This window comes from Halorubrum ezzemoulense DSM 17463 (assembly GCF_002114285.1).
GTDB lineage: Archaea > Halobacteriota > Halobacteria > Halobacteriales > Haloferacaceae > Halorubrum > Halorubrum ezzemoulense.
Map to the genome: position 1 here is coordinate 37,684 of NZ_NEDJ01000009.1, position 23,962 is coordinate 61,645.

Annotated in this window: 26 protein-coding genes; 15 read left to right on the forward strand and 11 right to left on the reverse strand. The window is 69.9% G+C overall.

What is annotated here, in order from left to right:
* The 4 genes from B9H04_RS04490 to B9H04_RS04505 are packed head-to-tail and all read left to right on the forward strand — an operon-like array spanning position 1 to position 1,923.
* Positions 1–462 carry a DUF188 domain-containing protein gene (locus tag B9H04_RS04490; protein ID WP_049930267.1) on the forward strand — a complete coding sequence of 154 codons (462 nt, stop codon included), beginning with the start codon at positions 1–3 and terminating at the stop codon, positions 460–462.
* 21 nt (positions 463–483) lie between these two features.
* Positions 484–1,059: a DNA-directed RNA polymerase gene (locus B9H04_RS04495; RefSeq protein ID WP_006114408.1), complete on the forward strand. Its 576-nt coding sequence runs from the start codon at positions 484–486 to the stop codon at positions 1,057–1,059.
* Positions 1,059–1,256 (forward strand): transcription elongation factor subunit Spt4, encoded by a 198-nt coding sequence (gene spt4 / locus B9H04_RS04500; protein ID WP_006114409.1) that lies wholly within the window; start codon positions 1,059–1,061, stop codon positions 1,254–1,256. The genes B9H04_RS04495 and spt4 overlap by 1 nt, the downstream gene beginning before the upstream one ends.
* A gap of 28 nt (positions 1,257–1,284) precedes the next feature.
* Complete coding sequence (locus B9H04_RS04505; RefSeq protein ID WP_049930264.1) at positions 1,285–1,923, forward strand: GTP-dependent dephospho-CoA kinase family protein; 639 nt, start codon at positions 1,285–1,287, stop codon at positions 1,921–1,923.
* A gap of 32 nt (positions 1,924–1,955) precedes the next feature.
* On the opposite strand, the gene B9H04_RS04510 is transcribed toward B9H04_RS04505, so the two are convergent.
* Complete coding sequence (locus tag B9H04_RS04510; protein ID WP_049930263.1) at positions 1,956–2,540, reverse strand: hypothetical protein; 585 nt, start codon at positions 2,538–2,540, stop codon at positions 1,956–1,958.
* Between the two features lie 149 nt (positions 2,541–2,689).
* Between B9H04_RS04510 and B9H04_RS04515 the strand changes: the two genes are divergently transcribed.
* From B9H04_RS04515 to B9H04_RS19410, 4 genes are all read left to right on the forward strand, one after another.
* Positions 2,690–2,995, forward strand: coding sequence for a 30S ribosomal protein S24e (locus tag B9H04_RS04515; RefSeq protein WP_049930261.1), 306 nt, complete (start codon positions 2,690–2,692; stop codon positions 2,993–2,995).
* Positions 2,996–3,004: 9 nt separating this feature from the next.
* A complete protein-coding gene (locus B9H04_RS04520) occupies positions 3,005–4,747 on the forward strand; it encodes a bifunctional N(6)-L-threonylcarbamoyladenine synthase/serine/threonine protein kinase (RefSeq protein ID WP_085682483.1) in 1,743 nt (580 codons plus the stop codon).
* 113 nt (positions 4,748–4,860) lie between these two features.
* Entirely contained in the window at positions 4,861–5,163 is a 303-nt protein-coding gene (locus B9H04_RS04525; protein ID WP_049930257.1) for a DUF5808 domain-containing protein, read from the forward strand.
* A gap of 103 nt (positions 5,164–5,266) precedes the next feature.
* Complete coding sequence (locus B9H04_RS19410) at positions 5,267–5,401, forward strand: hypothetical protein (protein WP_004597316.1); 135 nt, start codon at positions 5,267–5,269, stop codon at positions 5,399–5,401.
* Here the strand turns inward: B9H04_RS19410 and B9H04_RS04530 are convergent.
* From B9H04_RS04530 to pyrH, 4 genes are all read right to left on the reverse strand, one after another.
* Positions 5,385–6,296: a sensor histidine kinase gene (locus tag B9H04_RS04530; RefSeq protein ID WP_049930254.1), complete on the reverse strand. Its 912-nt coding sequence runs from the start codon at positions 6,294–6,296 to the stop codon at positions 5,385–5,387. The genes B9H04_RS19410 and B9H04_RS04530 overlap by 17 nt on opposite strands.
* A 105-nt stretch (positions 6,297–6,401) precedes the next feature.
* Positions 6,402–6,665 carry a DUF7573 domain-containing protein gene (locus B9H04_RS04535; protein WP_049930252.1) on the reverse strand — a complete coding sequence of 88 codons (264 nt, stop codon included), beginning with the start codon at positions 6,663–6,665 and terminating at the stop codon, positions 6,402–6,404.
* Positions 6,666–8,393, reverse strand: coding sequence for a lysine--tRNA ligase (gene lysS / locus B9H04_RS04540; protein WP_049930251.1), 1,728 nt, complete (start codon positions 8,391–8,393; stop codon positions 6,666–6,668).
* A complete protein-coding gene (gene pyrH, locus B9H04_RS04545; protein WP_049930250.1) occupies positions 8,390–9,109 on the reverse strand; it encodes a UMP kinase in 720 nt (239 codons plus the stop codon). Before pyrH ends, lysS begins: the two co-directional genes overlap by 4 nt.
* 130 nt (positions 9,110–9,239) lie before the next feature.
* Between pyrH and B9H04_RS04550 the strand changes: the two genes are divergently transcribed.
* The 4 genes from B9H04_RS04550 to B9H04_RS04565 all read left to right on the forward strand — a co-directional run bounded on the left by B9H04_RS04550 (position 9,240) and on the right by B9H04_RS04565 (position 12,904).
* The gene (locus B9H04_RS04550; protein ID WP_049930248.1) at positions 9,240–10,097 is read left to right on the forward strand and encodes a molybdopterin synthase; all 858 of its coding nucleotides are present in this window, start codon (positions 9,240–9,242) and stop codon (positions 10,095–10,097) included.
* Between the two features lie 357 nt (positions 10,098–10,454).
* Complete coding sequence (locus B9H04_RS04555; protein WP_049930246.1) at positions 10,455–10,715, forward strand: DUF7123 family protein; 261 nt, start codon at positions 10,455–10,457, stop codon at positions 10,713–10,715.
* A 196-nt stretch (positions 10,716–10,911) separates the two neighbouring features.
* Positions 10,912–12,060, forward strand: coding sequence for a site-2 protease family protein (locus tag B9H04_RS04560; RefSeq protein WP_049930244.1), 1,149 nt, complete (start codon positions 10,912–10,914; stop codon positions 12,058–12,060).
* A 7-nt stretch (positions 12,061–12,067) separates the two neighbouring features.
* The gene (locus tag B9H04_RS04565) at positions 12,068–12,904 is read left to right on the forward strand and encodes an FkbM family methyltransferase (RefSeq protein ID WP_049930242.1); all 837 of its coding nucleotides are present in this window, start codon (positions 12,068–12,070) and stop codon (positions 12,902–12,904) included.
* 59 nt (positions 12,905–12,963) lie between these two features.
* Here B9H04_RS04565 and B9H04_RS04570 read toward each other — a convergent pair whose 3' ends face one another.
* The 4 genes from B9H04_RS04570 to B9H04_RS04585 form a co-directional block, all read right to left on the reverse strand.
* Complete coding sequence (locus B9H04_RS04570; RefSeq protein WP_085682484.1) at positions 12,964–14,637, reverse strand: ABC1 kinase family protein; 1,674 nt, start codon at positions 14,635–14,637, stop codon at positions 12,964–12,966.
* Between the two features lie 3 nt (positions 14,638–14,640).
* Complete coding sequence (locus tag B9H04_RS04575; RefSeq protein WP_049930239.1) at positions 14,641–15,015, reverse strand: Hsp20/alpha crystallin family protein; 375 nt, start codon at positions 15,013–15,015, stop codon at positions 14,641–14,643.
* 152 nt (positions 15,016–15,167) lie between these two features.
* Positions 15,168–15,872, reverse strand: a complete 705-nt coding sequence (locus B9H04_RS04580; RefSeq protein WP_085682485.1) for a DUF2391 domain-containing protein — start codon at positions 15,870–15,872, stop codon at positions 15,168–15,170.
* Between the two features lie 88 nt (positions 15,873–15,960).
* Positions 15,961–16,731 (reverse strand): alpha/beta fold hydrolase, encoded by a 771-nt coding sequence (locus B9H04_RS04585; RefSeq protein WP_049930237.1) that lies wholly within the window; start codon positions 16,729–16,731, stop codon positions 15,961–15,963.
* 214 nt (positions 16,732–16,945) lie between these two features.
* Between B9H04_RS04585 and B9H04_RS04590 the strand changes: the two genes are divergently transcribed.
* Both B9H04_RS04590 and B9H04_RS04595 read left to right on the forward strand, forming a co-directional pair.
* Complete coding sequence (locus B9H04_RS04590) at positions 16,946–17,197, forward strand: DUF7127 family protein (RefSeq protein ID WP_049930235.1); 252 nt, start codon at positions 16,946–16,948, stop codon at positions 17,195–17,197.
* Positions 17,194–19,461, forward strand: a complete 2,268-nt coding sequence (locus tag B9H04_RS04595; RefSeq protein ID WP_085682486.1) for a CDC48 family AAA ATPase — start codon at positions 17,194–17,196, stop codon at positions 19,459–19,461. The genes B9H04_RS04590 and B9H04_RS04595 overlap by 4 nt, the downstream gene beginning before the upstream one ends.
* A 44-nt stretch (positions 19,462–19,505) precedes the next feature.
* Here the strand turns inward: B9H04_RS04595 and B9H04_RS04600 are convergent, their stop codons facing one another.
* Complete coding sequence (locus B9H04_RS04600) at positions 19,506–19,748, reverse strand: hypothetical protein (RefSeq protein ID WP_049930233.1); 243 nt, start codon at positions 19,746–19,748, stop codon at positions 19,506–19,508.
* Positions 19,749–20,172: 424 nt separating this feature from the next.
* Between B9H04_RS04600 and B9H04_RS04605 the strand changes: the two genes are divergently transcribed.
* On the forward strand, positions 20,173–23,328 hold the full coding sequence (locus B9H04_RS04605; protein ID WP_049930231.1) for an adenosylcobalamin-dependent ribonucleoside-diphosphate reductase: 3,156 nt from the start codon (positions 20,173–20,175) through the stop codon (positions 23,326–23,328).
* A gap of 154 nt (positions 23,329–23,482) precedes the next feature.
* Here the strand turns inward: B9H04_RS04605 and B9H04_RS04610 are convergent, their stop codons facing one another.
* Entirely contained in the window at positions 23,483–23,917 is a 435-nt protein-coding gene (locus B9H04_RS04610) for a hypothetical protein (RefSeq protein WP_049930229.1), read from the reverse strand.
* Positions 23,918–23,962: the final 45 nt, after the last annotated feature.

The window sequence follows — 23,962 nt, forward strand, 5'->3', positions numbered from 1 at the left end:
GTGGCCGACGACGCCCCCGCAGACGGTCCCGACGCGACGCCCGCGGACGACGACCGCGCAGAGGGGCTCGGGGGAAGCGGCGTTCCCGTCGTCGCGCTCGACGCGAGCGCGCTGATGGCGCCGGTCGAGGCCGACCTGCGGCTGTTCGAGGAGTTGGATCGGCTCCTCGGCGGCTACGAGACCGTGGTGCCGGCGGCGGTCCTGGCGGAGCTCGACGGGCTTCAGGCCGGGAACGGCGCGGAGGCGACCGCGGCGAGCGTGGGCGCGGACCTCGCGGAGCGGGCGGAGGCGGTGGAGACGGACGAATCGTACGCCGACGACGCGCTCGTCGCCTTGGCCGCGGCCGGCCGGGTCGACGCCGTCGTCACCAACGACGGCCCCCTCGCGAAACGGGTGCTGGCGGCGGACGCACCAGTAATCGGTTTAAGGGGTCGGAACACACTGGCGATAACGGAACCCTAGCGGCCGCGGACAACCAACAACATGTACAAACGAGTTCGACTCAAGGACACGGTCGAGGTCCCGCCGAAGCACTTGGCGGACGTCACCGACGAGCGGGTGAAAGCCCTGCTTCAGGACAAGCTGGAAGGACGGATGGACGAGGACGTCGGCAGCGTCGTGAGCGTCATCGAGGTTCACGACATCGGCGAGGGGGCGGTGTTACACAACCGGCCCGGCGTCTACTACGAGGCGGAGTTCGACGCGCTCACCTACGACCCCGACATGCAGGAGGTCGCCGACGGAACCGTCGTCGAGACGGTCGAGTTCGGCGCCTTCGTCGGGATCGGACCGGTGGACGGGCTGCTCCACGTCTCGCAGATCACCGACGAGTACCTCACGTTCGACGGCGCGAACCAGCAGCTCGCCTCGTCGGACTCCGACAAGACGCTCGGGGTCGACGACGCGGTGCGCGTCCGCGTCGTCACCAAGAGCATCGACGAGCGCAACCCCCGGGACTCGAAGATCGGGCTCACGGCGAAACAGCCCGGCCTCGGGAAGCACGACTGGCTCGAAGGGCAGCGGAAGCACCGCGAACAGACCGGTGAGGAGGCCGACTGATGGCCGAGGACCGCCTGGCGTGCCGGGAGTGTCACCACGTCAACGACCCGGACGCTCAGACCTGCGCGCTCTGCGGGTCGTCGTCGCTGACGGAGGACTGGGCGGGCTACGTCATCATCACCAAGCCCGAGGACAGCGATATCGCCGAGGAGATGAACGTCTCCGAGGCGGGCGCGTACGCGCTCAAGGTGCGGTGACTCAACGCCGCGCCGCCGGACGAAGCCGATGAGCGACCCGCTCCTCACCCTCCCCGAATCGCTCCGCGACGCCTTCAAGGAGCCGCTGGGACCGGTGACGACGGACGCCGGCGCGCTCTTGGAGGCCGTCGACGAGGCCCGCGAGCGACGCGGCTCGTCCGCGGGGGGACCGCCGCAGCTGATCGCGGTCGGCGACGTGGTCACCTACCACCTCCGAGAGGCCGGCCGCGTCCCGGACGTGGCGTTGGTCGACGGGAAGACGGAGCGCGAGGCGGTCCGCGAGGAGATCGAGACCGCGCTCGCGGCGACGGAGGAGCGGCGGATCGCGGTCGAAAACCCGGCCGCGGCGCTGTCAGCGGCGCTGCTCGACGCGCTCGCCGAGGCGCTCGCGGCGGACGAGCCGGTGACGATCGAAGTGACCGGCGAGGAGGACCTGGCGGCGCTGCCGGCGATGCTCGCGGCCCCGCTCGGGTCCACCGTCGTCTACGGACAGCCCGGCGAGGGGATGGTCCGCGTCGCGGTCACGCCCGAAGCCCGGCGACGGGCTCGGGAACTGTTCGAGGGGCTCGCCGGCGACACTGCGGCCGGCTACGACGCCCTCGGCGTCGAGCTGAGTGAGAGCGACGATGGTGGCCCGGACGGGAGAGATCCGACGGATCCGGCGTGACGGCCGCCCGAGCGACGCGGCCTCGACCGGCGTCACTCGCCGTCGACCGCGACGACGGTCGCCGTGAGGACCCCGAGACCGGCGATCAGTCCGGCCGCCGTCGCTAGCAGGGGCGTCGTCGGAATCGCTCCCATAGAGAGGTACGGCTCGACGCCGTTGCGGCGGAGCGCTTCGAGGGCCTCGACGCCCCAGTGCCCGCTCGCCAGCAGGACCAAGCCGACGCCGACGCCGAGTCCGCCGGTGACGAAGCCGATCCCGGTCAGCGCGTCCTCGAGGGCGAGGAACGTCCAGACCTGGTCGTCGCTCGGTTCGGGACCGCGCGCGAGCCGGCGCTGGAGCGCGACGAGCCCGAGGCCGGCTCCGCCGGCGGCGACCGTCCCCGCCAACACGACTGCCACGACGCCGAGGTGGGCGGCGAGCGGCGGCCCGGAGAAGTTCGCCTCGCGGACGGCCGGGGGGAGGGTCGCGACGAGCGGGCCCGTCAGTGCCCCGAAGAGAGCCAGCGTCCCGCAGATCCGGGCCTTTCGGACGGGGGACAGCGGGACGACGACGTTCGCCGCCCGAGTGAGTTCGTACTGCGACCGGTCGGTGGGGTCGAATCGGGTGTCGTCTGACATCCGCGTGGTAACGGTACGCACGCACCGGAGGGGGGAAACCCTGACGCCGAACAGTGTGTCTCGTCGGCGGTCGGTCCAGAGTTCGGCGGCGACACCCCCGCTTCGAAATCCTTTTACAGCTTTCGAGGGGATATACGCCCAACTGAACCATGGACGTCGATATCATCTCCGAGGAGGAGAACCCGATGCTGCACCGCACGGACATCCGTTTCGAGACGACCCACGAGGAGGCCACGCCTTCCCGACTGTCGGTCCGCGACTCGCTGGCGGCGAAGCTCGACAAGGACTCCGAGGAGGTCGTCGTCCACGAGCTCGACACGAAGTTCGGCATGCGCAAGACGGTCGGCTACGCGAAGGTGTACGACTCCGCGGCCGACGCGCTGGATGTCGAGCAGGACCATATGCTCGAGCGCAACAAGATCGGCGGCGACGAGGCGGACGCCGAGGAAGCGTAACTCCGCCGGATGCGCGTTCTCGGCATCGAGGGTACCGCGTGGTGCGCGAGCGCCGCGCTGTACGACGCCGAGGCCGACTCAGTTCTCATCGAATCAGACCCATACGAGCCGGATAGCGGCGGCATTCACCCGCGCGAGGCCGCCGAACACATGTCGGAGGCGATCCCGGAGGTGGTCGATAGCGTCCTGACCGCCGCCGAGGAGCGACACGGTCCGGACGCGGTCGACGCGGTCGCCTTCTCTCGCGGCCCCGGGCTCGGTCCCTGCCTCCGGATCGTCGGGACCGCGGCGCGGTCGCTCGCCGGGACGCTCGGCGTCCCGCTCGTCGGCGTCAACCACATGGTGGCGCACCTCGAGATCGGTCGCCACCGCTCCGGCTTCGACAACCCGGTCTGTCTGAACGCCTCCGGCGCGAACGCGCACCTGCTCGGTTACCACGACGGGCGGTACCGGGTCCTCGGCGAGACGATGGACGCCGGGGTGGGCAACGCGATAGACAAGTTCACGCGCCACGTCGGGTGGAGCCACCCCGGCGGACCGAAGGTGGAGTCGGCGGCCGCCGAGTTCGCGACGGGCGCGGGCGAGGTCGGCAGCGAAGGGGAAGGGGCCGGAGGCGAGGAGGGGTCGGCCGCCGAGACCGACCTCCTCGATCTCCCCTACGTGGTCAAGGGGATGGACTTCTCGTTTTCGGGGATCAGCTCGGCCGCCAACGACGCCGCGGACAGCGGCGTCCCCGTCGAGGAGATCTGCTTTTCGCTCCAGGAGCACGTGTTCGCGATGCTGACGGAGGTCTCGGAGCGCGCGCTGTCGCTGACCGGCGCGGACGAGCTCGTGTTGGGCGGCGGCGTCGCACAGAACGACCGGCTGCGGGAGATGTTGGCGACGATGTGCGAGGCCCGCGGCGCCGACTTCCACGCGCCGGAACCGCGATTCCTCAGGGACAACGCCGGGATGATCGCCGTGTTGGGCGCGAAGATGGCCGCCGCCGGGGACACCGTCCCGATCGCGGAGTCCGCGGTCGACCCGAGCTTCCGGCCGGATCAGGTGCCGGTGACGTGGCGAGACGGGGAGTCGGTCGCGCGCGGACGCGGGGGGGCCGAGTCGCGAAGCGCGGCGCGCGACGCGGAGGCGGACCGCCGCGGCGCGGAGGCGACCGTGACGGTCGAGGGGACGGACGGCGACCGGCGCGTGGTCAAGCGACGGGTGCCGAAGTCGTACCGACACCCCGAACTCGACCGGACGATCAGGCGCGACCGGACCGTCGCGGAGGCCCGGCTGACGAGCGAGGCGCGGCGCGCCGGCGTGTCGACGCCGCTCGTGTACGACGTCGACCTCGCGGAGGCGACGTTGACGCTCCAGCACGTCGGGGAGCGCGACCTCGCGGCCGCCCTCGACGAGGGGACGGCGGAGGCCGTCGGTCGCCACCTCGCGCGGCTCCACGGCGCCGAGATGGTCCACGGCGACCCGACGACGCGGAACGTTCGGGTGTCGAAGCGCGGCGAGCGCACGGAACGCGACGGGCGGTCGAGCCCGCCGCCCGAGACGTACCTCATCGACTTCGGGCTCGGCTACCACACGGGCCACGTCGAGGACCACGCGATGGACCTCCACGTGTTCGAGGGGTCGGTCCGGGCGACCGCGACGGAACCCGGCCCGTTGCTAGCGGCGTTCGAGAGCGGGTACGAGGCCGGCGGCGACGAAGCGGTCCTCGACCGACTCCGAGACGTGGCGGACCGCGGCCGCTACCGGTGACGAACCGCCGGCTCGGCCGGGGTCAGAGCCCTGACCGGCGACGGCCGCAGCGCCGTTCCGATCGGCGCGCCGGGTCGCCACGATTTATGGTGTCGGCCGATAGATAGACTCGTATGGCAGACAAACCGTCTTCGGGAGAGGTTCTCGGGATCCCGTACAACTTCGAGCGACCGAGCCTCGGTCGGCTGCTCTCGTCGTACTGGCAGCCCGGCAAGGGGATGCTCGTCGAGAAGCCGTTCGGCATCGGCTACACGCTGAACCTCGCCAACTGGCGGTCGTGGATCGTCCTCGCGGTCGCCGGCGGGCTCTACTACCAGCAGCAGCAGTCCGGCGGCGCCGACCTGTCCGGCGGTTCCGACGAGGACGCCGCCGACGACGGCGACGGACCGGTCGAAGTGATCGTCGACGACGACTGACGCCGTGCGCGACGGCGGGTGAGAGACGGCACCGCGATCACCGGTTTTCACCGCTGATTCCGCGTCGGTGTCTTTTAAATATCAGCAGGATGAAGGAGAGGTAATGAAAGTCCAGTTCGAGTGCTCGTGTTCGGAGGAGATCTCCGAGTTCACCCGCGGCGAGACGAGCCGGGGAGTCCACGTCGAATGCGGGAACTGCGGCGCGGTGTACGCCGTGACGATCACCGAGTTGGAGTAGCGGGCGGCGACGCGGACTCGAATCGGAGCCGGACTGTCGTACCGTCGTCGGTCGCGTCGAACCGGACGGTTCCCCCCTGCGTCTCGCACATCCACTTGACGAGCCACAGCCCGATGCTGCTCGCGTGCGAGAGCGGCGTCTCCTCTTCCGCCTGTAAGACCTCACGCTCGTCGGGGGGAATCCCTGGGCCGTTGTCGATGACCTCCAGACAGGTGGTCGTCCCGTTCTTGCGGATCGTCGCCGTCACGCGGCGCGTCGCGCCGTCGTTGTGGGTGACCGCGTTCTCGAACACCTCGCGGATCGGGAACTCGACGGTGTCGTCCGCGCGGATCCACGCCTCAGAGGGGGTCTCGACGGTGAGCGCGGCGCCGTCGGCGTCGACGACGTCGAGCGCCTCGTGGACCGCGGCGACGAGGTCGACGCGGCCGTCCGGTCGTTCGGGCGACGCGTCCTCGATGACGCGGAGCTTCTCGCTTATCTCGACGATGTCGTCGGTCGTCTCCCGGACCGTCTCCAAGCACTCTCGACTCCGCTCGTCGTCGATCCGGTCGGCCAGCAGATCGGTGTACCCCCGGATCACGTTGAGATCGTTGCGGACGTTGTGCCGAAACACACGACTCAGAACCTGTATCTGCTGGTTAGAGGTTTCGAGGTTTCGGCGCGCGGTCTCCGCCCGTTGGCGGTGGTGCGTGACCGCTCCGTAGAGGAGCCCGCCGGACCCGGCGACGAGCAGCCAGTCCCCGACGAGACGCGTCGGCGTCCACCCGCCCGCGACCCCAATCGTCGACGCGACGGCGAGGTCGACCGCGACCGCGGACGCCGCCGCGATACACAGGTACGCCGCCGTGAGGGCGGTCGCCGACCGCCCGTGGAGTAGGTCCGGAATATATTTCATTTATATCTAATTTAACTCCAAACGAATTTTCCGTTCACGGAACACCTTGACGGCCGACGGCTTAAGTTTTGACCGCCAGTCGGGGAGGCGACCGCGGCGGCGCGGTCACCACGAGGCGCAGTCAGGACAGACGAAGGCGTCGTCGTCGCGCCAGCGGCGGTCGACACGCTCGCCGCACCGGTCGCACTCGGCGCCGTCGGCGTGCCACGTCGAGGTGGCGGTCGCGGGAGCGGCGTCGGTCGCGGGAGCGGCGTCGGTCGCCTCGTCGGGGTCGACGCCGTCACCTTCCGCGTCGTCCGGAGCGCTCTCGGCGGACTCGTCGCCGTCGTCGTCCGCGGCGAAGTCGTCGAGCGAGCGGTCCTCGGTCATCTACGCCTCCCGTCGGAGCCGGTCGACGACGTAGTCGCGCTCCAGCTCGCCGAGGAACTCCCCGAGCCGCGGCCCTTGCGTGTCGTCGAAGAAGAGGCGGTAGCCCGCCGCGAAGAACTCGCTCACCTCGATGTCGTGGTCGCGCGCAGTCTCGTACATCGCCCCTTGGATCTCCTCCCCGTCGTGGCCGGCCGCGACGAAGTCGGCGAGGTCGTCGAGCGCGGCCGCGACGTCTCCGTCGAACTCGACCGCGGGGAGGTCGGTCTGGAGCCGGTAGTCGTACTCGTTCCCCGTCCGCTCGGCCCAGTTCCGCGCCTGCTCGACGCGGGCGAGCGCGGCGTCGACGATGTCGGCGTCGGCGTCGTCCGGGATATGGCCCTCGTCGCGGGCGAGGCGCTCGCGGAAGTCGGGGTCGTCGACCATGCCGAGCACCGCCGCGAACGTGTACGGGAGCCGGATCGGCTTCTCCGTCGGCGGGTCGTCGGGCTGGCCGACGACGAACGGGTAGGCGCGCTCGGCGAAGGCGACCAGATCCGGGTCGTCGACCTCGCCGAAGTAGGCGCGCTCGAACCGGTCGAAGCGGTCGACCAGTTGGTCGAGCCGCTCAATGTCGAGGTCGCGGGCCTTCTTCGGGTGGAGCGCGAAGAAGTAGCGCAACACCTCGGGCTCGATCAGCTCCAGGAGCTCTTGGACCGTGACGACGTTGCCCTCGGAGGAGGAGAACGCGTCGCCGTTGAGCGTGAACCACTCATATACCATCGGCACGGGCGGCTCCTCGCCGAAGACGTTCCGCGCGACGTCGACGCCGGAGGGCCACGACCCCTCCGCGTGGTCCTTACCGAACGGCTCGAAGTCGACGCCGAGGACGCCCCACTGCGCGGGCCACTCCAACCGCCACGGGAGCTTTCCCTCGCGGAACGTCGCGGTGCCCTCGTGGCCGCACCCCTCGATCGTGTTGCCGCCGGCGTCCATGTCGGTACAGACGTAGTCGACGGTCTCGGCCTCTGCGTCGATCGCCGTCACCGTCTCCGTGACCTTGCCGCACTCCGCACAGACCGGGTTGAACGGGACGTACTCGTCGTCAACTTTGTCCTGATACGGGGAGAGCACCTCGCGGACGCGCTCAACGTCGGCGAGTACCGTCCGAATCGCCTCGTCGAAGTCGCCGTCGGCGTACAGATCGGTGTTCGAGAGCATCTCGACCGGGACGTTCAGGCGGTCGGCGTCGGCCTTGAGCAGGCCCGCGAAGTGGGCCGCGTACGACTCGGCCTCGCCGAACGGGTCCGGGATCTCGGTGTACGGCTTCCCGAGGTTGCGGCCGAGCGCGCCCGCGTCGACCTCGCCGAGCCCGACGATCTCGCCGTCCGCGTTCGCCAGTTTGCGCGGGACCTTCCGCAGCGGGTCCTTGTCGTCGGAGGTGAACACCTGCCGGACCTCGTGGCCGCGGTCGCGGAGCACCTCGGCGACGAAGTAGCCGCGCATGATCTCGTTGAAGTTCCCGAGGTGCGCGACGCCGGACGGCGAGACACCGCCCTTGATCACGATCGGCTCGTCGGGGTCGCGGGCCTCGACCTCGTCGGCGACGACGTCGGCCCAGAAGGCGTGGAAGGTCTCGGTCGACTCCTCGGCGGCGTCCTCGCCGTCGTCGAGGGCGGACCCCCCGGAGAGGATGTGCGGGGAGTCGTCGGGGGCGGCGGACGCGTCGTCGGAGGCGTCGTCCGCGCTCATCGTGCCTCTGTCCAGCGGCTCGGTTCGCCGGCGCCCGGGGGGACCACGTCCGTTCCGGTGTGATCGCCGCGCAGCACGGCGTCGACGACGGCGCTCGGGTCGGTCCCGTCGAGCACGATCGACCGGAGTTCGGCCCGGTCGATCAGCTTCGCCGCGAGGAGGTCGACGGGGGCGGACGCGCCGGCGTCGCGGCTCATCGGGAGGACGACCTCGACGAGCTCGGCCGGCGACAGCTCCGCGAACTGCGCCGCGTCGGGGTCGGCGTTGGGGTCGGCGTCGTACACCCCGTCGGCGCTCGTCGCGTACACGAGCAGGTCGGCGTCGACGGACTCGGCGAACGCGGCGGCGACCGCGTCGGTCGTCTGCCCCGGCGTGACGCCGCCCATCACCGACACCTCGTCGCGGCGGAGGGCCGCCGCCGCCTCCTCGGTGTCGACCGCGGGCGCGAGGCTCGCGCGCTCGCCGAGGGCGGCGATCAGCAGCCGGGCGTTGAGCCGGGTCGTCCCGATCCCAAGCCGGTCGAGCTCGACCTCGTTGGCCCCGATCTCGCGGGCCGTCTCGATGTACTCGCGGGCGACGCCGCCGCCGCCGACGACGACCCCGACCTCGCAGCCGTCGGTGACCAGCCGTTCGATCGCCTCGGCGTACGCGGCCACGCGCTCGGGGTCGAGGTCGGGCGCGAGCACGCTCCCGCCGACAGAAACGACGATTCTCATTGCCGAGGAGTACCCCTGTCGCAGTCTTAAGGATTGTCAAGCCCGGACGCGGTGGAAGCGGCCCCGAGCCCGATCCGGCCCGACGCGTCGGGCGGGAAACGCCTAAATCGGTCGCGGCCCGCTCTCGGGTATGCGACCGATATCGATCGTCGGCGACGGGGCGGCGACGCTGGCCCGGCGGCTCGCGGACCGACTCGACGGGCGAGTCGCCGTCGTGGAGCGCGACGACGACCCGAACGGCGCCCCCGAGAGCGACTCGACACGGAGCGACCCGGCCGCGGACGGGGGAGTCGTCGGTCCGGCGCAGCGCTCGGGCGCGGACACCGCCGTCGCGTTCGACGCAGACGGGAACTGGCGCGGTCGGGGGAGCGTCGAGGGGTTCGACGACCTGCTCGACGGGCTCGCCCCCGACCACGACTACCTGCTGGCGGTCGGCGAGCCGTGGTTGCGCGTGCCCGCGGTCCTCCTCGGGTCCGACCCGGACCCGGAGCGCGTCCCGGGGACGGTCGTCGCGAGCGCGACCGCCCCCGACGGGGTCGACCTCGGCGACGTCGTCGCCGACCTCGACAGCGCGGAGCCGTGGATCACCCGTGAGACGCTGGTGCGCCGCGCCGAGGCGTCGCCGGACGCGGACCGGGCGGGGGCGATAGCGACGTTCACCGGCCGCGTGCGCGCCCGCGACGGCCCGGACGACGACCGGACGACGCACCTCGCGTTCGAGAAGTACGACGGGGTCGCCGAGGATCAGATGGCCGCCATCGCGGAGGAGCTAGCGGCCCGCGATGGGGTCTTCGACGTGCGGATGCACCACCGCACCGGCGTGATCGAGGCGGGTGAGGACATCGTCTTCGTGGTCGTGCTGGCCGGGCACCGCGGGGAGGCGTTCCGGACGGTCGAAGACGGGATCGACCGGCTGAAAGACGAGGTGCCGATCTTCAAGAAAGAGGCGACGGAGTCGGAGACGTTCTGGGTCCACCGCCGGGACTGACCGGCGCGCGGCGTCGCCGCTTCCGGTTTCGTCGCGGCCGCGATCGGTCCCAAGAGGTCGTCTCGGCGGTCGCGGGGAGGACGCGCGAGCGCGCCGAGACCGAGAATACGCGGCGCTTTTTGTTTCTTTCCGGCCGTCGGACCGGACGGCGGCGAGTTACTCGCGTACCGAGTCAGCGACGGAGAAAACGTGTTCAAAACGGGTTATAAAATTTCTAGCGTGTTCTAGAAGCGTTGTAAAGAGTCCGTCAGACACGTTTTACCCCGGCGAGTTCGGTGAAACGCCCTGAAACCCCCTGAACGTCGCCCAACGGTGACGCCTTTATAACACCCTCCGGGAGCAAGGGTGAGGTGTACTATGAGCGCGACTGCGAACCCCTCCACGAACGCGAGCGCGAACGACGACCGCAGCAAGGAAGAGCGGCTGAAGCAGTACCTGCTCGACCGCGCCCAAGACGGCGAGATGTACTTCAAGGGGAAGTTCATCTCCGACGACGTCGACCTCTCGCCGAAGGAGATCGGCGCCCTGATGGTGAAGCTCCGCGACTCGGCGACGGAGCTCACCGTCGAGAAGTGGTCGTACACGGGCGCGACGACCTGGCGCGTCGAACCCGCCTGAGGGACGCGCTCCGCCGACCGACGAACGCAGTACCGCTCCGAGGCGCACTCGGTTCACGAACCGGTCCCCGTCCCGCGCTTTTCTGACCGCGAGCGCGTCCGCGTCGAGTTCCGCCAGCCCACGCGCCGCGCCGTGTTTGCGGTACCCGTGCCCGCCGACGCGGGGTTTATACTCGCCGACCAGCTACGACCCCACGATGCCAGAACACGAGGACGCGGCGACGGCCGGCGACGGCGCGCCGCGTCCGGAGCCGCTCCGGACGTTCTTTCGGATCGACGAGGTCCGCCGCGAGGACGGTCGCGTGCGATACCGCGGCGAGTCGTACGTCCCGGAGCGGACGCTGTTGCGCAAGCTGACCCCCCACTTTCGAGAGGCGGGGTACGAGGTCGACGTGGAGGTCGTCGACGGCGGCCACGTCGTCGTCGCGACGCCGTTCGACCGCGGCCGGGACGGGATCCCGTGGGTGAACGTCGCCATGTTCGCGGCCACGCTGCTGTCGACGCTGTTCGTCGGCGCGTACGGCTGGTACTACGTGCCGCTCGCGGAGATCCAGTCGAACCCCCTGACGCTGCTCCGGGCGTGGCCGTTCACGGCCGCCGTTCTCGGGGTGTTGATGACCCACGAACTCGGCCACTACGCCGCCGGTCGCTACCACGGCGTCCCCGTCTCGTTGCCGTACGTTATCCCCTTCATCTTCCCGTTCGGCACGCTCGGCGCGGTGATCCGCATCCGCGGCCGGATGCCGTCGCGGAAGGTCCTCTTCGATATCGGCGCGGCGGGACCGATCGCGGGGCTGTTCGCGACCGTCGTCGTGACCGCGATCGGCCTCTCGCTCGACCCGATCCAGGTGCCGGCGGAGCTCGCGAACTCGTCGGGCGCGGTGATCCGGTTCAACAACCCGCCGCTCTTGGACTTCATCGCCGGCGCCCTCGGCCAGCCGACGAGCTACGGCGACCCGCGGCTCACCGCCCACCCCGTGGTGATCGGCGGGTGGGTCGGGATGTTCTTCACCGTCCTGAACCTCCTCCCGGTCGGCCAACTCGACGGCGGCCACATGGTCCGGGCGATGCTCGGGCCGCGACAGGAGACGGTGGCGGCGCTCGTCCCCGGCGCGCTGTTCGCCATCGCCGCCTACCTCTACTTCTGGCGGGGGCTCGGCCTGAACGAGTCGGTGGGTCTGTGGGCGTTCTGGGGCGTGTTCGCGACGGTCATCGCGTTCAACGGACCCGCGAATCCGGCCGACGAGGACGGACTGGGGCTGCCGCGGATCGCGGTCGGGGCCGTCACGTTCGCCGTCGGCGCGCTCTGTTTCCTCCTCGTCCCGATTCAAGTCATCGGCGCGTGACACCGCGATGCCCTCGATAGCACGGCTGCCGTCGCTGGTTCGGTCGCGCGTCGAGCGGCTCGGCTTTCGAACCCTGTACCGGCTCGCCGACCTGACGTACGCGCTCGGCGTCGCGACGCCGAAGCGGACCGTCGCCGGCACGTACTGGAGCTACGAGCCGACGAACCCCCACGGCGACGACCCCGGACTGGCCGCGCTCGACCGTCTCCCGGAGGACGCGGTGATCCTCGACGTGGGCGCGCACGTCGGCGAGCACGCGATCCCGCTGACCCGCGGGACCGACCGTCGCGTAGTGGCGTTCGAGCCGAACGGCGAGAGCGCGGACCGGCTGGCGCGGAACGCCGAGCGGAACGGGCTCGGCGATCGGCTCGACCTCAGGCGGGCGGGCGTGGGCGACGCGAACGCGACGCTTACCTTCTATCGGTCGACGTTCTCGAAGTGCTCGGCGTTCGACCGCGATCTGGCGACGAGGTGGGGCGCGAGCGTCGCCGGGACGGAGTCGGTCCCGGTCCGACGGCTCGACGAACTCGTCGAGGGCGTCGGCGACGAGAGAGCCGACGGGGGCGGGACAGTCCCGCCGCCCGACGCCGTGAAGGTCGACGTCGAGGGGCGCGAGGGGGCGGTCCTCCGGGGCGCGGCGGAGACGCTCGCGACGTACCGTCCGCTGCTCGTCGTGGAGGTCCACGAGTCGGGGGCAGCGGAGGGAGTTGCGGCGGACGAGGGGACGATGAGCCCGGACTCCGCCGCCCTCCGCGAGTGGCTAACGGCGCGGGAGTACGCGGTCGAGGAAGCGGAAGACGTGTGGATCTGTCGGGCGACAGGAGAGTCGATAAAAGGCCGCTGAGTCGGTCGCCGCGCCGCCGGTCCGGTCGCTGTGCCGTTGAGTGGCGCCCCGTCGCCGAGTCAGTCGTCGCGCCGCTGTTTCATCCCCTGGCGGGTGAACTGCGGCGTGGTGCGGAGTCCCCGCTTCTTCCGGAACGACCGGTACAAGGCGATCGCGAGCGGCGAGGCCAGCGCGAGGACGACGAGCGCGAGCCGCCAGTTGTTCGCGAACGAGTAGAGGATCGTCGCCGAGAGGACGCCGACGGCGAGTAGCACCGAGTAGGCGATCCGCATCGCCAGCTTCTCTAAGACCTTCGTGTCGTCCTCTAAGACGACGTTGACCGTCAGGTCGTCGCGGTTGGCGCGGTCGAGGAACTCGTCGGCCTTCGGCGGGACCGTGAACAGCGCCTCGGTGGTCTGTTGCACCTGCCGGCCGGCGTCTTCGGCGAGGTCACGGGCGGTCTGCTCGTAGTACCCCTCCTCGCGGAGGTAGTCGGTCGCCGTCGAGATGAAGTCGAACTCGGGGTCTAAGGTGGCACAGACCCCCTCGACGACGGTGGCGACCCGGAGGACCAAGGCGAGGTTCGGCGGGAGCCGGAGCGGGAACTCGTAGATGGACGACTCCACCTGCTCGATGATCTGGTTCACCTGGTACTGCTCGACGTCCTCGCCCCGGACGTCGGCGATGGCGAGCTCCATCACGTTCCCCATCACCTCGCGGTCGGCCTCCGGCGAGAGGGTCCCCATCGAGATGAGCGTGTCGAGGATGGCGTCGATATCCTGCCGCGCGACCGCGACGTAGAACTCGACGATCTTCTCCTGGACGAACGGGTCCACCCGCCCCGCCATGCCGAAGTCGTAGAAGATCACGGACCCGTCGTCCGCGACCGCGAGGTTCCCCGGGTGGGGGTCGGCGTGGAACACGCCGTCGTCGATGATCATCTGGAGGTACACTTCCTGGAGGATCTCCGCGATCGCCGTCCGGTCGTGACCAGCCTCGTCGAGCGCGTCGATGTCGCTGATCTTCGTGCCCGGGACGTACTCCATGGTGAGCACCCGCGGCCCCGACACCGACTCGTACGTCTCCGGGATCCGGATCCGATCGTTGTCCGCGAAGTTGCCGCGGATCTCCTCGAGCATCGTCCGCTCGCGGGCGTAGTCCATCTCCTCGCGGATCGTCTTGGCGAACTCGTCGGCGAGGTTCTCCAGGGAGAACGACCGGCCGGCGCCGGTGAACCGCTTGACCAGCGGGATCGACCAGCGGATCGTGCGGAGGTCGGCCTCGACGAGCGACTCGATGCCGGGCCGACGCACCTTCACCGCGACCTCGTCGCCCTCGTAGGTGGCGGTGTACACCTGTCCGAGGCTCGCGCCGCTTATCGGGTCGCGGTCGAAGTCGTCGAACGTCTCGTCGACCGGCCCGAACTCGTCTTCGAGGACGACCCGCGACTCCTCCCACGGCGCGGGGGGAACGTCGTCTTGGAGTCCCTCCAAGACCTCGATGTACGCCGGGGGAAGGAGGTCGGGACGCGTCGAGAGGATCTGTCCGAGTTTGATGAACGTCGGCCCGAGCGTGAGCAGGATGTCGAGCAGCACCGCGGCGCGCTCGCGCTGGGTCTCGGCGTCGACCTCTCGGCTCCCGCCGAACAGGAAGTACCGGCGGCGGTCACGCCAGTAGGCGACGATGAGCGGCGAGAACTGCCGCAGAACGACGACGAACCGCCAGTAGGCGCGAAGGTTGACCAGCGTGACCACCCGTCAGGCGTCGCCCTCGTCGTCCGCGTCGTCGACGGGGATGGTCCGGGAGACGTCGCGCTCTCGCTTGGGGAGGGAGATTTCGAGGACGCCGCGGTCGATCTCGGCGTCGGCGCCCGCGCCGTCGGCGTCGTTCGGGAGGGGGAGTTCCGCGTCGAGGAACAGCGGGCGGTCCTCCCGGACGTACTCGAACCCGTCGGGGACGGCCTTCTCGCGGCGACCCTCGATGTCGATACGACCGTCCTCGACGAGCACCTCGGTCGTCGCTGCGGTCGCGCCCGGGAGGTCGACGACGAGGACGTACCCGTCGTCGGACTCGAGTAGGTCCGCAAACACCGCGTCCGGGAGGTCCCGGAGCGCGTCGCGTAGCGCTGACATAGGGGTCGGTAGGATCGCCGCGGCGAAAAACCTGTGGAAAAGGCGGATCGGGGCGGGAGATCCACCGCGGGTGACGCGGAGCGAGTGCCGCTGGTGACGCGGAGCGAGTGCCGCTGGTGGCGCGGAGCGAGTGGGGCTCCCGGGGAGGCGGCTCAGTCGCGGTCGCCGATGTCGAGGTCGAACTTCCCGAGGTCGTCCCCCTGCGACTCGCCGGGGAGGATGTCGCCGAGGCCCGCGCCGAACGCCGCCGCGGCCCAGACGACCGCGACCCGGCTGACCCGTTCGAGCGCGGTGGGGTCGCCCTCGGGGAGGCGCCCCCAGAACAGCAGCATGGCCGCCGACGTGGCGAGCGAGACGAGGAGGACCCCGGCGTAGCGGCGCGGGATGACGCCGAGGATCGGGTGGTGGATCGCGATCTGCCGGAAGTCGGCGTAGTAGAGGAGCCCGGCGGTCGCGACGAAGACGAAGCCGACGTGGCCGATCAGGAGGACCGGGACGCCCGCGACGGTCGTCGCCGCGAACCAGGCCGCGATCTCGAAGACGCCGCCCTCGACGAGCAGCGGGAGCGCGAACAGCACCGCCCCGACGAACGACTCGGCGAGGTCTCTGGATGTGTACTTCGTGATCCGCTCCGCGAGCGCGCCGCTCCCGGGCATCCGCTCGACGAGCGAGATCGTCTGTCGAACCTCCTCGCGCTCGTGGCCCTCGTCGACCGTGTCGCGCAGGGCGTCGAGCTTCGCGAGCAGGTCGTCGATGTCGGGGTCGCCCGGGGGCGGTTCGGCCGGAGGCTGTTCGGCGCCCGCCGGCGCTCCGGACCCGTCGGCACGGCCGGTATCGCCGTCGTCGCTGTCGACCATGTGCCCACGGGACGCGCGACCGACCTAAATCTCGCGGCGGTCGGCTGGTCCACGCGGTCGCGAGCCGACGACCGGCGGGACGGGCGGCCTACAGCCGACCGAGGAACGCGGAGAGCGCGTCGTTGAACGCGGTCGGCGCTTCGAGCATCGCGAGGTGCGCGGCGTCGGGGACCTCCGCGAGCTCTCCGGCCGGGATCCCGTCCGCGAGGTACTCATGGTACGCGGGCGGCGTGAGCTCGTCGTGCGCGCCGACGAGCGCGAGCGCCGGGACGCCGATCTCGCCGAGTCGCTCCCGGACGTCGAACCGGTGGCAGGTGAGGAAGTCGCGTTCGGTGACCGCTCGCCCGCACTCGCGCATGGCCGCCTCGGAGAGCTCGACGTACTCGGGCGGCGCGTCGTGGAAGAGGCGGTCCGGCTCGTGGAGCAGCGAGACGGCCCGCTCGAAATCGTCGGCGAGCGCGCCGCGGAGGGGCTCGGCCACCGCGAGCTTCGCGCCCGTGCCCGCGAGGACGAGGCCGTCGAGCGCGAGGTCGCGCTCTAAGGCGACCCGCAGCGCGACCGCGCCGCCGAGGGAGTTGCCGCAGAGGACTGTCGCCCCCGTCTCCTCCGCGACGGCGATCACGTCGTCCGCGTACGCGTTGAGCGTCTCGGGGCCGGCGGGTGTCGCGACGTCGTCGCTGTCGCCGTGCCCGGAGAGGTCGACGGCGACGCTCGAAACCCGGTCGGCCAGCCTAGCCTGCGACTTCCAGATGTCTTTCGTGCCGCCGCTGCCGTGAACGAAGCAGACTGTCGGCCCGTCGCCGCCGCGGTCGAAGCGGCGGTACGCCGTCGCGCGACCGTCGTGGGTGACCCGTTCCATGTCCGGGCGGTTCGGCGCCGAGCGGTATAAGTGCCCGAGGGAGCCGACGCGCGCTCGACGACTCGATCGGCGCCGCGGGTCCGACCGCACGACGGCGGACGGTCGGCGGTGGAATCGCTCGAACCGCTACACTACCGTTAGTACAAAGAGGCACTCACGTCATGCGATTTTGAGCGTCAAGTTTAAATACATACGCGACTAACTCGTAGTTAGGATGAATCACATACAGACCCGATCGACCGGCGACGGCGCGCTGCTGCGCCGGTACGAGTACGACGACGGCTGGACCGTCGCCGCCGACCTCGACGTCGACGACGAGGCCGTCACCGTCGACACCGTCGGCGAGACGGCGATCGTCGTCGTAGAGGGACCGGACGGGCCGGTCGAATCGGAGTTCGAGCTGCCTGGGACGGCCGCCGACGTGGCGGTGAACAACGGCGTGCTCACCGTGGAGGGCGACCGATGAAGCTCACTGTCAAGCCGCTGAAACAGAAGGACGCCGGCCGTCGCCTGGCGGCAATCGACCGCGTCGCGGCCGACGAGCTCGGGCTCTCCCGCGGGGACATCGTCCGCGTCGAGAGCGCCGACGGGGCGGCGATCGCCCGCGTCTGGCCCGGCTACCCCGAGGACGACGGGACGGGCGTGATCCGCATCGACGGGCGCCTCCGCCAAGAGGCCGACGTGGGGATCGACGACCGCGTCACCGTCGAGGACGTCGACGTCTCGCGGGCGGACGCGGTGACGATCGCCTTCCCCAGCCAGCTGCGGGTGCGGGGGCAGATCGCCCCGTTCATCCGGGACAAGCTCTCCGGTCAGCCGGTGACCGAGGGGCAGACGATCCGGACCTCGCTCGGCTTCGGGCTGATGGGCGGCCAGTCGCAGGCGGTCCCGATGAAGATCGCCGAGACGAGCCCCGGCGGCACGGTCGTCATCACCGACGAGACGGAGATCAGCATCTCCGAGATCTCCGCCGAGGAGATCGCCGACCGCGGCGAGGCCGCGGGCGGCACCGGCGAGGGGCCGGACGTGACCTACGAGGACATCGGCGGGCTCGACGACGAGCTCGAACAGGTCCGCGAGATGATCGAGCTCCCGATGCGGCACCCGGAGCTGTTCAAGCGCCTCGGCATCGACCCGCCGAAGGGCGTCCTGCTCCACGGCCCGCCGGGCACTGGGAAGACGCTGATCGCGAAGGCGGTCGCCAACGAGATCGACGCGAACTTCCACACGATCTCCGGCCCGGAGATCATGTCGAAGTACTACGGCGAGAGCGAGGAGCAGCTCCGCGAAGTGTTCGAGGAGGCGTCCGAGGAGTCGCCGTCGATCATCTTTATGGACGAGCTCGACTCCATCGCGCCCAAGCGCGAGGAGGCGGGCGGCGACGTGGAGCGCCGCGTCGTGGCGCAGCTGCTCTCGCTGATGGACGGGCTCGAAGAGCGCGGCGAGGTCGTCGTCATCGGGGCGACGAACCGCGTCGACGCCATCGATCAGGCGCTCCGACGGGGCGGCCGCTTCGACCGCGAGATCGAGGTGGGCGTCCCCGACCGGGACGGTCGCAAGGAGATCCTTCAGGTCCACACGCGGAACATGCCGCTGACCGACGGGATCGACCTCGACGAGTACGCCGAGAACACGCACGGCTTCGTCGGGGCCGACCTCGAATCGCTGGCGAAGGAGTCCGCGATGCACGCGCTGCGGCGCATCCGCCCGGAGATCGACCTCGAATCGGACGAGATCGACGCCGACGTGCTGAACAGCATCCAGGTGACCGAGTCGGACTTCAAGGAGGCGATCAAGGGGATCGAACCCTCCGCGCTGCGGGAGGTGTTCGTGGAGGTCCCCGACACCACCTGGGACGACGTCGGCGGCCTCGGCGACACGAAAGAGCGGCTCCGCGAGACGATCCAGTGGCCGCTCGAGTACCCCGAGGTGTTCGACGAGCTCGACATGCAGGCCGCGAAGGGCGTCCTGATGTACGGCCCGCCGGGCACGGGGAAGACCCTGCTCGCGAAGGCCGTCGCCAACGAGAGCGAGTCCAACTTCATCTCGATCAAGGGGCCCGAGCTGCTGAACAAGTACGTGGGCGAGTCCGAGAAGGGCGTCCGCGAGGTGTTCAGCAAGGCCCGCGAGAACGCGCCGACGATCGTGTTCTTCGACGAGATCGACTCGATCGCCACCGAGCGCGGGAAGAACTCCGGCGACTCCGGCGTGGGCGAGCGCGTCGTCTCCCAGCTGCTGACGGAGCTCGACGGCCTCGAGTCGCTGGAGGACGTCGTCGTCGTCGCGACGACGAACCGCCCCGACCTCATCGACTCGGCGCTGCTCCGCCCCGGTCGCTTAGACCGGCACGTCCACGTGCCAGTGCCCGACGAGGCGGCGCGCCGCCGGATCTTCGAGGTCCACACGCGGGATAAGCCGCTGGCGGACGACGTCGACCTCGACGCCCTCGCCCGCAAGACCGAGGGGTACGTGGGGGCCGACATCGAGGCGGTCGCCCGCGAGGCGTCGATGAACGCCTCTCGGGAGTTCATCGGCAGCGTCACGCGCGAGGAGGTCGGCGAGTCCGTCGGCAACGTCCGCGTGACGATGGAGCACTTCGAGGACGCGCTGAGCGAGGTGAACCCGAGCGTCACCCCCGAGACGCGCGAGCGCTACGAGGAGATAGAAAAGCAGTTCAAGCGGTCGGAGGTCGACCGCACCGAGGCCGAACCGGGCGCGGCGTTCCAGTAAGCCGGGCGCTTCGACCCGAACCGGCGGCCGGCCCGCGGCGGTTTTTAGACAAGTCCCAGCGTCGACAGCAGGTAGAACGCCGCGACGACGACGATGCCGATCGTGACGAGCCGCCACGCGAGCTTCAATACGAACTTGCCGACGACGATGACGAGCGCGACGGCGACGAGGGCGACCAGGAGCTGCCCGACCTGACTGCCGAGCAGCGCGGCCTGTGCCGGCGCGGCGAGCCCCGCGAGCGCGAGCGACGTTGCGGTCATGTCCCGGACCACGGCGACGCCGGGCATAAGCTTGTGGGAGGAGCCGGAAGTCGTTTACTAGTTCTGATAGGTCTTCAGGCATTCCGGTGATGGAGCCGAGCGTGGATCCGCCCGACATCGGCCGACACGGCGGTATCGGGCGCCGGCTGGGCCGGCGGTTGCCGCCTCGATCGACCCCCCTTCTGTTCCCGTGGGAGACCGCTCACATCGTGTGGTTTTTTCGATCGACGACCAGTTTCACTCCGGTCTACCTATGCTTATGTGTCCAGAGCCCATTCCTTACCGACGTACCGGATTCAGCGTCAGGCGCACCGGAGAGACGTTACATACCGAATCGGACATGTAGAAGCCGGGCGGGCCGAACATCCGAACGTACAAGGGCCCGCCTCGCCAGTACACCAACACTACAGATGATCCATATTCCACGCAAAGCCAGCGGGGTGGCCGCCGAATGAGCAGCGACGGCGTCTCCGCCGACGGAGTCGAACTGCCGATCAAACGAACCACGGGCGAGACGATGGAGGAGCGCCTCACGGGCAACGCCTACCAGAACATCCTGCCCGCGCGCTACCTCCGGAAGAACGCGGACGGCGAACCGATCGAAGACCAGGAGGAACTCTTTGACCGCGTCGCGCGAAACGTCGCGCTCGCGGAGGCCGTCTTCGAGGCTGAAAACCAAGGCGTCGAGGTCACCGTCACGCCCGACCAGCTGAAGCCCGACCACCCGCGGCGCGACGAGCTCGCCGAGGACGTGTTCGGCGCGGGCACGACGGCCGACGACGACGCGGAGGCGACGCTCACGGCCCACAACGTCAACAAGTTCGCGTACGAGACGGTCGTTCCCGAGCTCCCCGACGGGGTGCGCGACCACGTCGAGGCGACCGCCGAGACGTTCCGACAGGGGATGGAGTCGCTTTCCTTCATGCCGAACTCCCCGACGCTGATGAACGCCGGCGACGAGCTCCAGCAGCTCTCCGCCTGCTTCGTCGACTCGCCGGGCGACGACATCACCGACATCCACCAGACCGCCAAGGAGGCGGCCGAGGTGTTCCAGTCCGGCGGCGGCATGGGGTACGCGTTCTGGAAGCTCCGGCCGTACGGCGACTCCGTCGGCTCCACCGGCGGCATCGCCTCCGGGCCGATCACGTTCATGCGGACGTTCGACCAGATGTGCGAGACGATCGCGCAGGGCGGCGCGCGCCGCGGCGCCCAGATGGGCGTCATGCGCATCTCGCACCCGGACGTGATCCAGTTCATCCACGCGAAGAACAAGGACGTCTCGCTGGCCCACTCGCTGCGGCTCAACGACCCCGACGACTTCACGCACAACTCCTTCGCGGACGCGCTGGAGGAGGCCCGCGAGCTCATCGACGAGGACGGCAAGGTGCCCGAGCACCTCCGGAACGCGGTCGAGGGACACCTCTCGAACTTCAACATCAGCGTCGGCGTCACCGACGACTTCATGGAGGCGCTGGCGAACGACGAGGAGTTCACCTTCACCAACCCCCGCACCGAGGAGCCCCACGTCGCCACCCCGGAGACGAAGGAGCTCTACGACATGTTCGGGCTCGGCGAGCACGTCGAGGTCGGCGAGGAGCTCTCCGTCCCGGCGGCGGAGATCTGGGATCACATGATCCAGGGCGCCCACGAGAACGGGGAGCCGGGCGTCGTCTACCTCGAACGGATCAACAAGGAGCACTCCTTCGACGTGGAGGAGCACCCGGAGCACCAGATTCTCGCGACGAACCCCTGCGGCGAGCAGCCGTTAGAGGAGTACGAGGCCTGTAACCTCGGCCACATCAACCTCTCGACGCTCGCGGACCTCGACGCGCCCGACTGGCGCGTCTGGTCGGACGAGCACGCCGACGAGTACGACTCCGAGGCGGCCGCAGTCGAGGCGTTCCTCGAAGAGGCGATCGACTTCGAGGAGTTCGAAGAGCGGATCGCGTACGGCACCCGCTTCCTCGAGAACGTCGTCACGATGTCCGACTTCCCGGTCGACGAGATCGAGGAGAAGGTCCGCGACATGCGGAAGATCGGGCTCGGAATCATGGGGCTCGCGCAGCTGTACGTCCAGCTCGGCGTCCGCTACGGCTCCGAGTCGGGCAACGAGATCGCCCGGCAGCTGATGACCCACATCAACCACGAGTCGAAGCTTGCCTCCCACGATCTCGCCGAGGAGCGCGGGACGTTCAACGACTGGGCGGACTCGAAGTACGCGAACCCGACCGAGCACCGCGACTGGTTCGAGCACTTCACCGGGCTCGACGCCGACGAGTGGGCGGACGGCTTCCCGATCCGGAACCACAACACGACGACGATCGCCCCCACGGGCACGACGTCGATGATCGGCAACACGACCGGCGGCTGCGAGCCGATCTACAACGTCGCCTACTACAAGAACGTCTCCGACGACGTCCAGGGCGACGAGATGCTCGTCGAGTTCGACGACTACTTCCTGCGCACGCTGGAGGCCAACGACGTCGACGTCGAGGCCGTCAAGCGCGAGGCGCAGGCGCAGATGGCCGAAAACGCGTTCGACGGCGTCGAGGGGCTCGACACCGTCCCGGACGCCATCGGCGAGCTGTTCGTCGTCACCGGCGACCTCTCGGCGAAGGACCACGCCGGCGTCCAGGTCGCCTGTCAGAAGGGCGTCGACTCCGCCATCTCGAAGACCGTGAACGCGCCCAACGACTCGACGCTGGGCGACGCCAAGGAGGTCTTCGAGTACATCTACGAGAACGGCGGGAAGGGCGTCACCTACTACCGCGACGGCACCCGCTCGAAGCAGGTGCTCACGACGCGGGCGCAGAACACGGAGTTCGCCGACGAGAGCGAGGCCGCGGAGACCATCGTCGAGCAGATCAACGAGGTCTTCGGCGGCGTCGAGGCGTTCCTCGACAACGAGGACGTCCGCGCGGCGATCGACGCGGAGGTCGCGGACCTGCTCGAAGCGACCGAGCAGCCCCGGATCGACTACAGCGAGCGCAGCCCGCGCCCCGACTCGCTGTCGGGCGTCACCCAGCGGGTCGAGACGGGCTACGGCAAGCTGTACGTCACCATCAACGAGGACGAGAACGGTCGACCGTTCGAGCTGTTCGCGAACATCGGCCACTCCGGCGGCTACACCAACTCCTTCACCGAGGCGCTCGCGAAGGTCATCTCGACGGCGCTGCGCTCCGGCGTCGACCCCGAGGAGATCGTCGACGAGCTCCAGGGCACCCGGAGCCCGAAGGTCGCCTGGGACAAGGGCGAGCAGATCCAGTCGATCCCGGACGCCATCGGCACCGCGCTGCGGCGCTACCTCGACGACGACGTCGACAAGGGGATCCCTCAACAGCAGAGCCTCGACGACGTCGGGGAGGCCGCGTCGAGCGCGAGTCCGCCGAGCCAGACCGACGGCGGCGCGGTCGACGCCGGCGCGGCGACCGGCGCCCCGAGCGGGACCGCTCCGACGGGCGAGGACGACGCGGCCGGCGCCGACGACTCGACCCAGCAGCTCATCGCGGCGGGCGAGTCGCCCGAGTGTCCCGAGTGCGGCGGGATGAACCTCTACTACTCCGAGGGCTGTAAGACGTGCGAGTCGTGCGGCTGGTCGGAGTGTTAGCCGGGCGGCGCGAACGTCGGTAGCGGGCGGTCGACGGCGCGGTTTTCTGCGGGTCGTTGACGCTCCCGCGCGCGTTCACTACCGGTCGATAGACGAGCGTGACGCTGTTCGGGTCAGGTGAAGCGGTCGGGACCGAAAAGAGATTACCGTCGGCTCAGTCGTCTTCGAGCGCCTGCGCGATGCGCTGGAGCTGGCGGGTGGCGTCGCGGACCTCGTCGCGGAGCTGGCGCACCTCGCGGACGAGCTCCTCGTTGCCGCCGTCGTCGCCGCGGGCGCCCTGCTCTGCGCCCGCGCCGGGACCGCCGCCCATGCCGGGCGGGCCGCCCGCGCCGCCGGGGCCGCCGCCGCCCATCATGCCGGACATCATCTGCGCGAAGGGGTTGCCGCCGCCGCCACCGCCCATCCCCGGCGGGCCGCCGCCGCCCATCATCTCCTCCGGGTCGGGCCGGTCGCCCTCCTCGCGCTCCTGCTCGCGTCGCTCCCGGATCTCCTCGACGCGCTCGCGGAACGACTTCTCCTCGCCGTCGTCGCCGTCGCTCTGTTCGCCGCCCTCGCCGTTCTCGGGGTCGGTGGCGTCGTCGTCTGCCATGCGCCACGGTTCGGCGGCGCCGCCGAAAAGGGTTGTCGTGGCGCC

Bases quoted from the DNA above. Each gene is read 5' to 3' on its own strand.
- B9H04_RS04495 (WP_006114408.1), top strand. From the start codon at position 484: ATGTACAAACGAGTTCGACTCAAGGACACGGTCGAGGTCCCGCCGAAG.
- spt4 (WP_006114409.1), top strand. From the start codon at position 1,059: ATGGCCGAGGACCGCCTGGCGTGCCGGGAGTGTCACCACGTCAACGAC.
- B9H04_RS04505 (WP_049930264.1), top strand. From the start codon at position 1,285: ATGAGCGACCCGCTCCTCACCCTCCCCGAATCGCTCCGCGACGCCTTC.
- B9H04_RS04510 (WP_049930263.1), bottom strand. From the start codon at position 2,540: ATGTCAGACGACACCCGATTCGACCCCACCGACCGGTCGCAGTACGAA.
- B9H04_RS04515 (WP_049930261.1), top strand. From the start codon at position 2,690: ATGGACGTCGATATCATCTCCGAGGAGGAGAACCCGATGCTGCACCGC.
- B9H04_RS04520 (WP_085682483.1), top strand. From the start codon at position 3,005: ATGCGCGTTCTCGGCATCGAGGGTACCGCGTGGTGCGCGAGCGCCGCG.
- B9H04_RS04525 (WP_049930257.1), top strand. From the start codon at position 4,861: ATGGCAGACAAACCGTCTTCGGGAGAGGTTCTCGGGATCCCGTACAAC.
- B9H04_RS19410 (WP_004597316.1), top strand. From the start codon at position 5,267: ATGAAAGTCCAGTTCGAGTGCTCGTGTTCGGAGGAGATCTCCGAGTTC.
- B9H04_RS04530 (WP_049930254.1), bottom strand. From the start codon at position 6,296: ATGAAATATATTCCGGACCTACTCCACGGGCGGTCGGCGACCGCCCTC.
- B9H04_RS04535 (WP_049930252.1), bottom strand. From the start codon at position 6,665: ATGACCGAGGACCGCTCGCTCGACGACTTCGCCGCGGACGACGACGGC.
- lysS (WP_049930251.1), bottom strand. From the start codon at position 8,393: ATGAGCGCGGACGACGCCTCCGACGACGCGTCCGCCGCCCCCGACGAC.
- pyrH (WP_049930250.1), bottom strand. From the start codon at position 9,109: ATGAGAATCGTCGTTTCTGTCGGCGGGAGCGTGCTCGCGCCCGACCTC.
- B9H04_RS04550 (WP_049930248.1), top strand. From the start codon at position 9,240: ATGCGACCGATATCGATCGTCGGCGACGGGGCGGCGACGCTGGCCCGG.
- B9H04_RS04555 (WP_049930246.1), top strand. From the start codon at position 10,455: ATGAGCGCGACTGCGAACCCCTCCACGAACGCGAGCGCGAACGACGAC.
- B9H04_RS04560 (WP_049930244.1), top strand. From the start codon at position 10,912: ATGCCAGAACACGAGGACGCGGCGACGGCCGGCGACGGCGCGCCGCGT.
- B9H04_RS04565 (WP_049930242.1), top strand. From the start codon at position 12,068: ATGCCCTCGATAGCACGGCTGCCGTCGCTGGTTCGGTCGCGCGTCGAG.
- B9H04_RS04575 (WP_049930239.1), bottom strand. From the start codon at position 15,015: ATGTCAGCGCTACGCGACGCGCTCCGGGACCTCCCGGACGCGGTGTTT.
- B9H04_RS04580 (WP_085682485.1), bottom strand. From the start codon at position 15,872: ATGGTCGACAGCGACGACGGCGATACCGGCCGTGCCGACGGGTCCGGA.
- B9H04_RS04585 (WP_049930237.1), bottom strand. From the start codon at position 16,731: ATGGAACGGGTCACCCACGACGGTCGCGCGACGGCGTACCGCCGCTTC.
- B9H04_RS04590 (WP_049930235.1), top strand. From the start codon at position 16,946: ATGAATCACATACAGACCCGATCGACCGGCGACGGCGCGCTGCTGCGC.
- B9H04_RS04595 (WP_085682486.1), top strand. From the start codon at position 17,194: ATGAAGCTCACTGTCAAGCCGCTGAAACAGAAGGACGCCGGCCGTCGC.
- B9H04_RS04600 (WP_049930233.1), bottom strand. From the start codon at position 19,748: ATGCCCGGCGTCGCCGTGGTCCGGGACATGACCGCAACGTCGCTCGCG.
- B9H04_RS04605 (WP_049930231.1), top strand. From the start codon at position 20,173: ATGAGCAGCGACGGCGTCTCCGCCGACGGAGTCGAACTGCCGATCAAA.
- B9H04_RS04610 (WP_049930229.1), bottom strand. From the start codon at position 23,917: ATGGCAGACGACGACGCCACCGACCCCGAGAACGGCGAGGGCGGCGAA.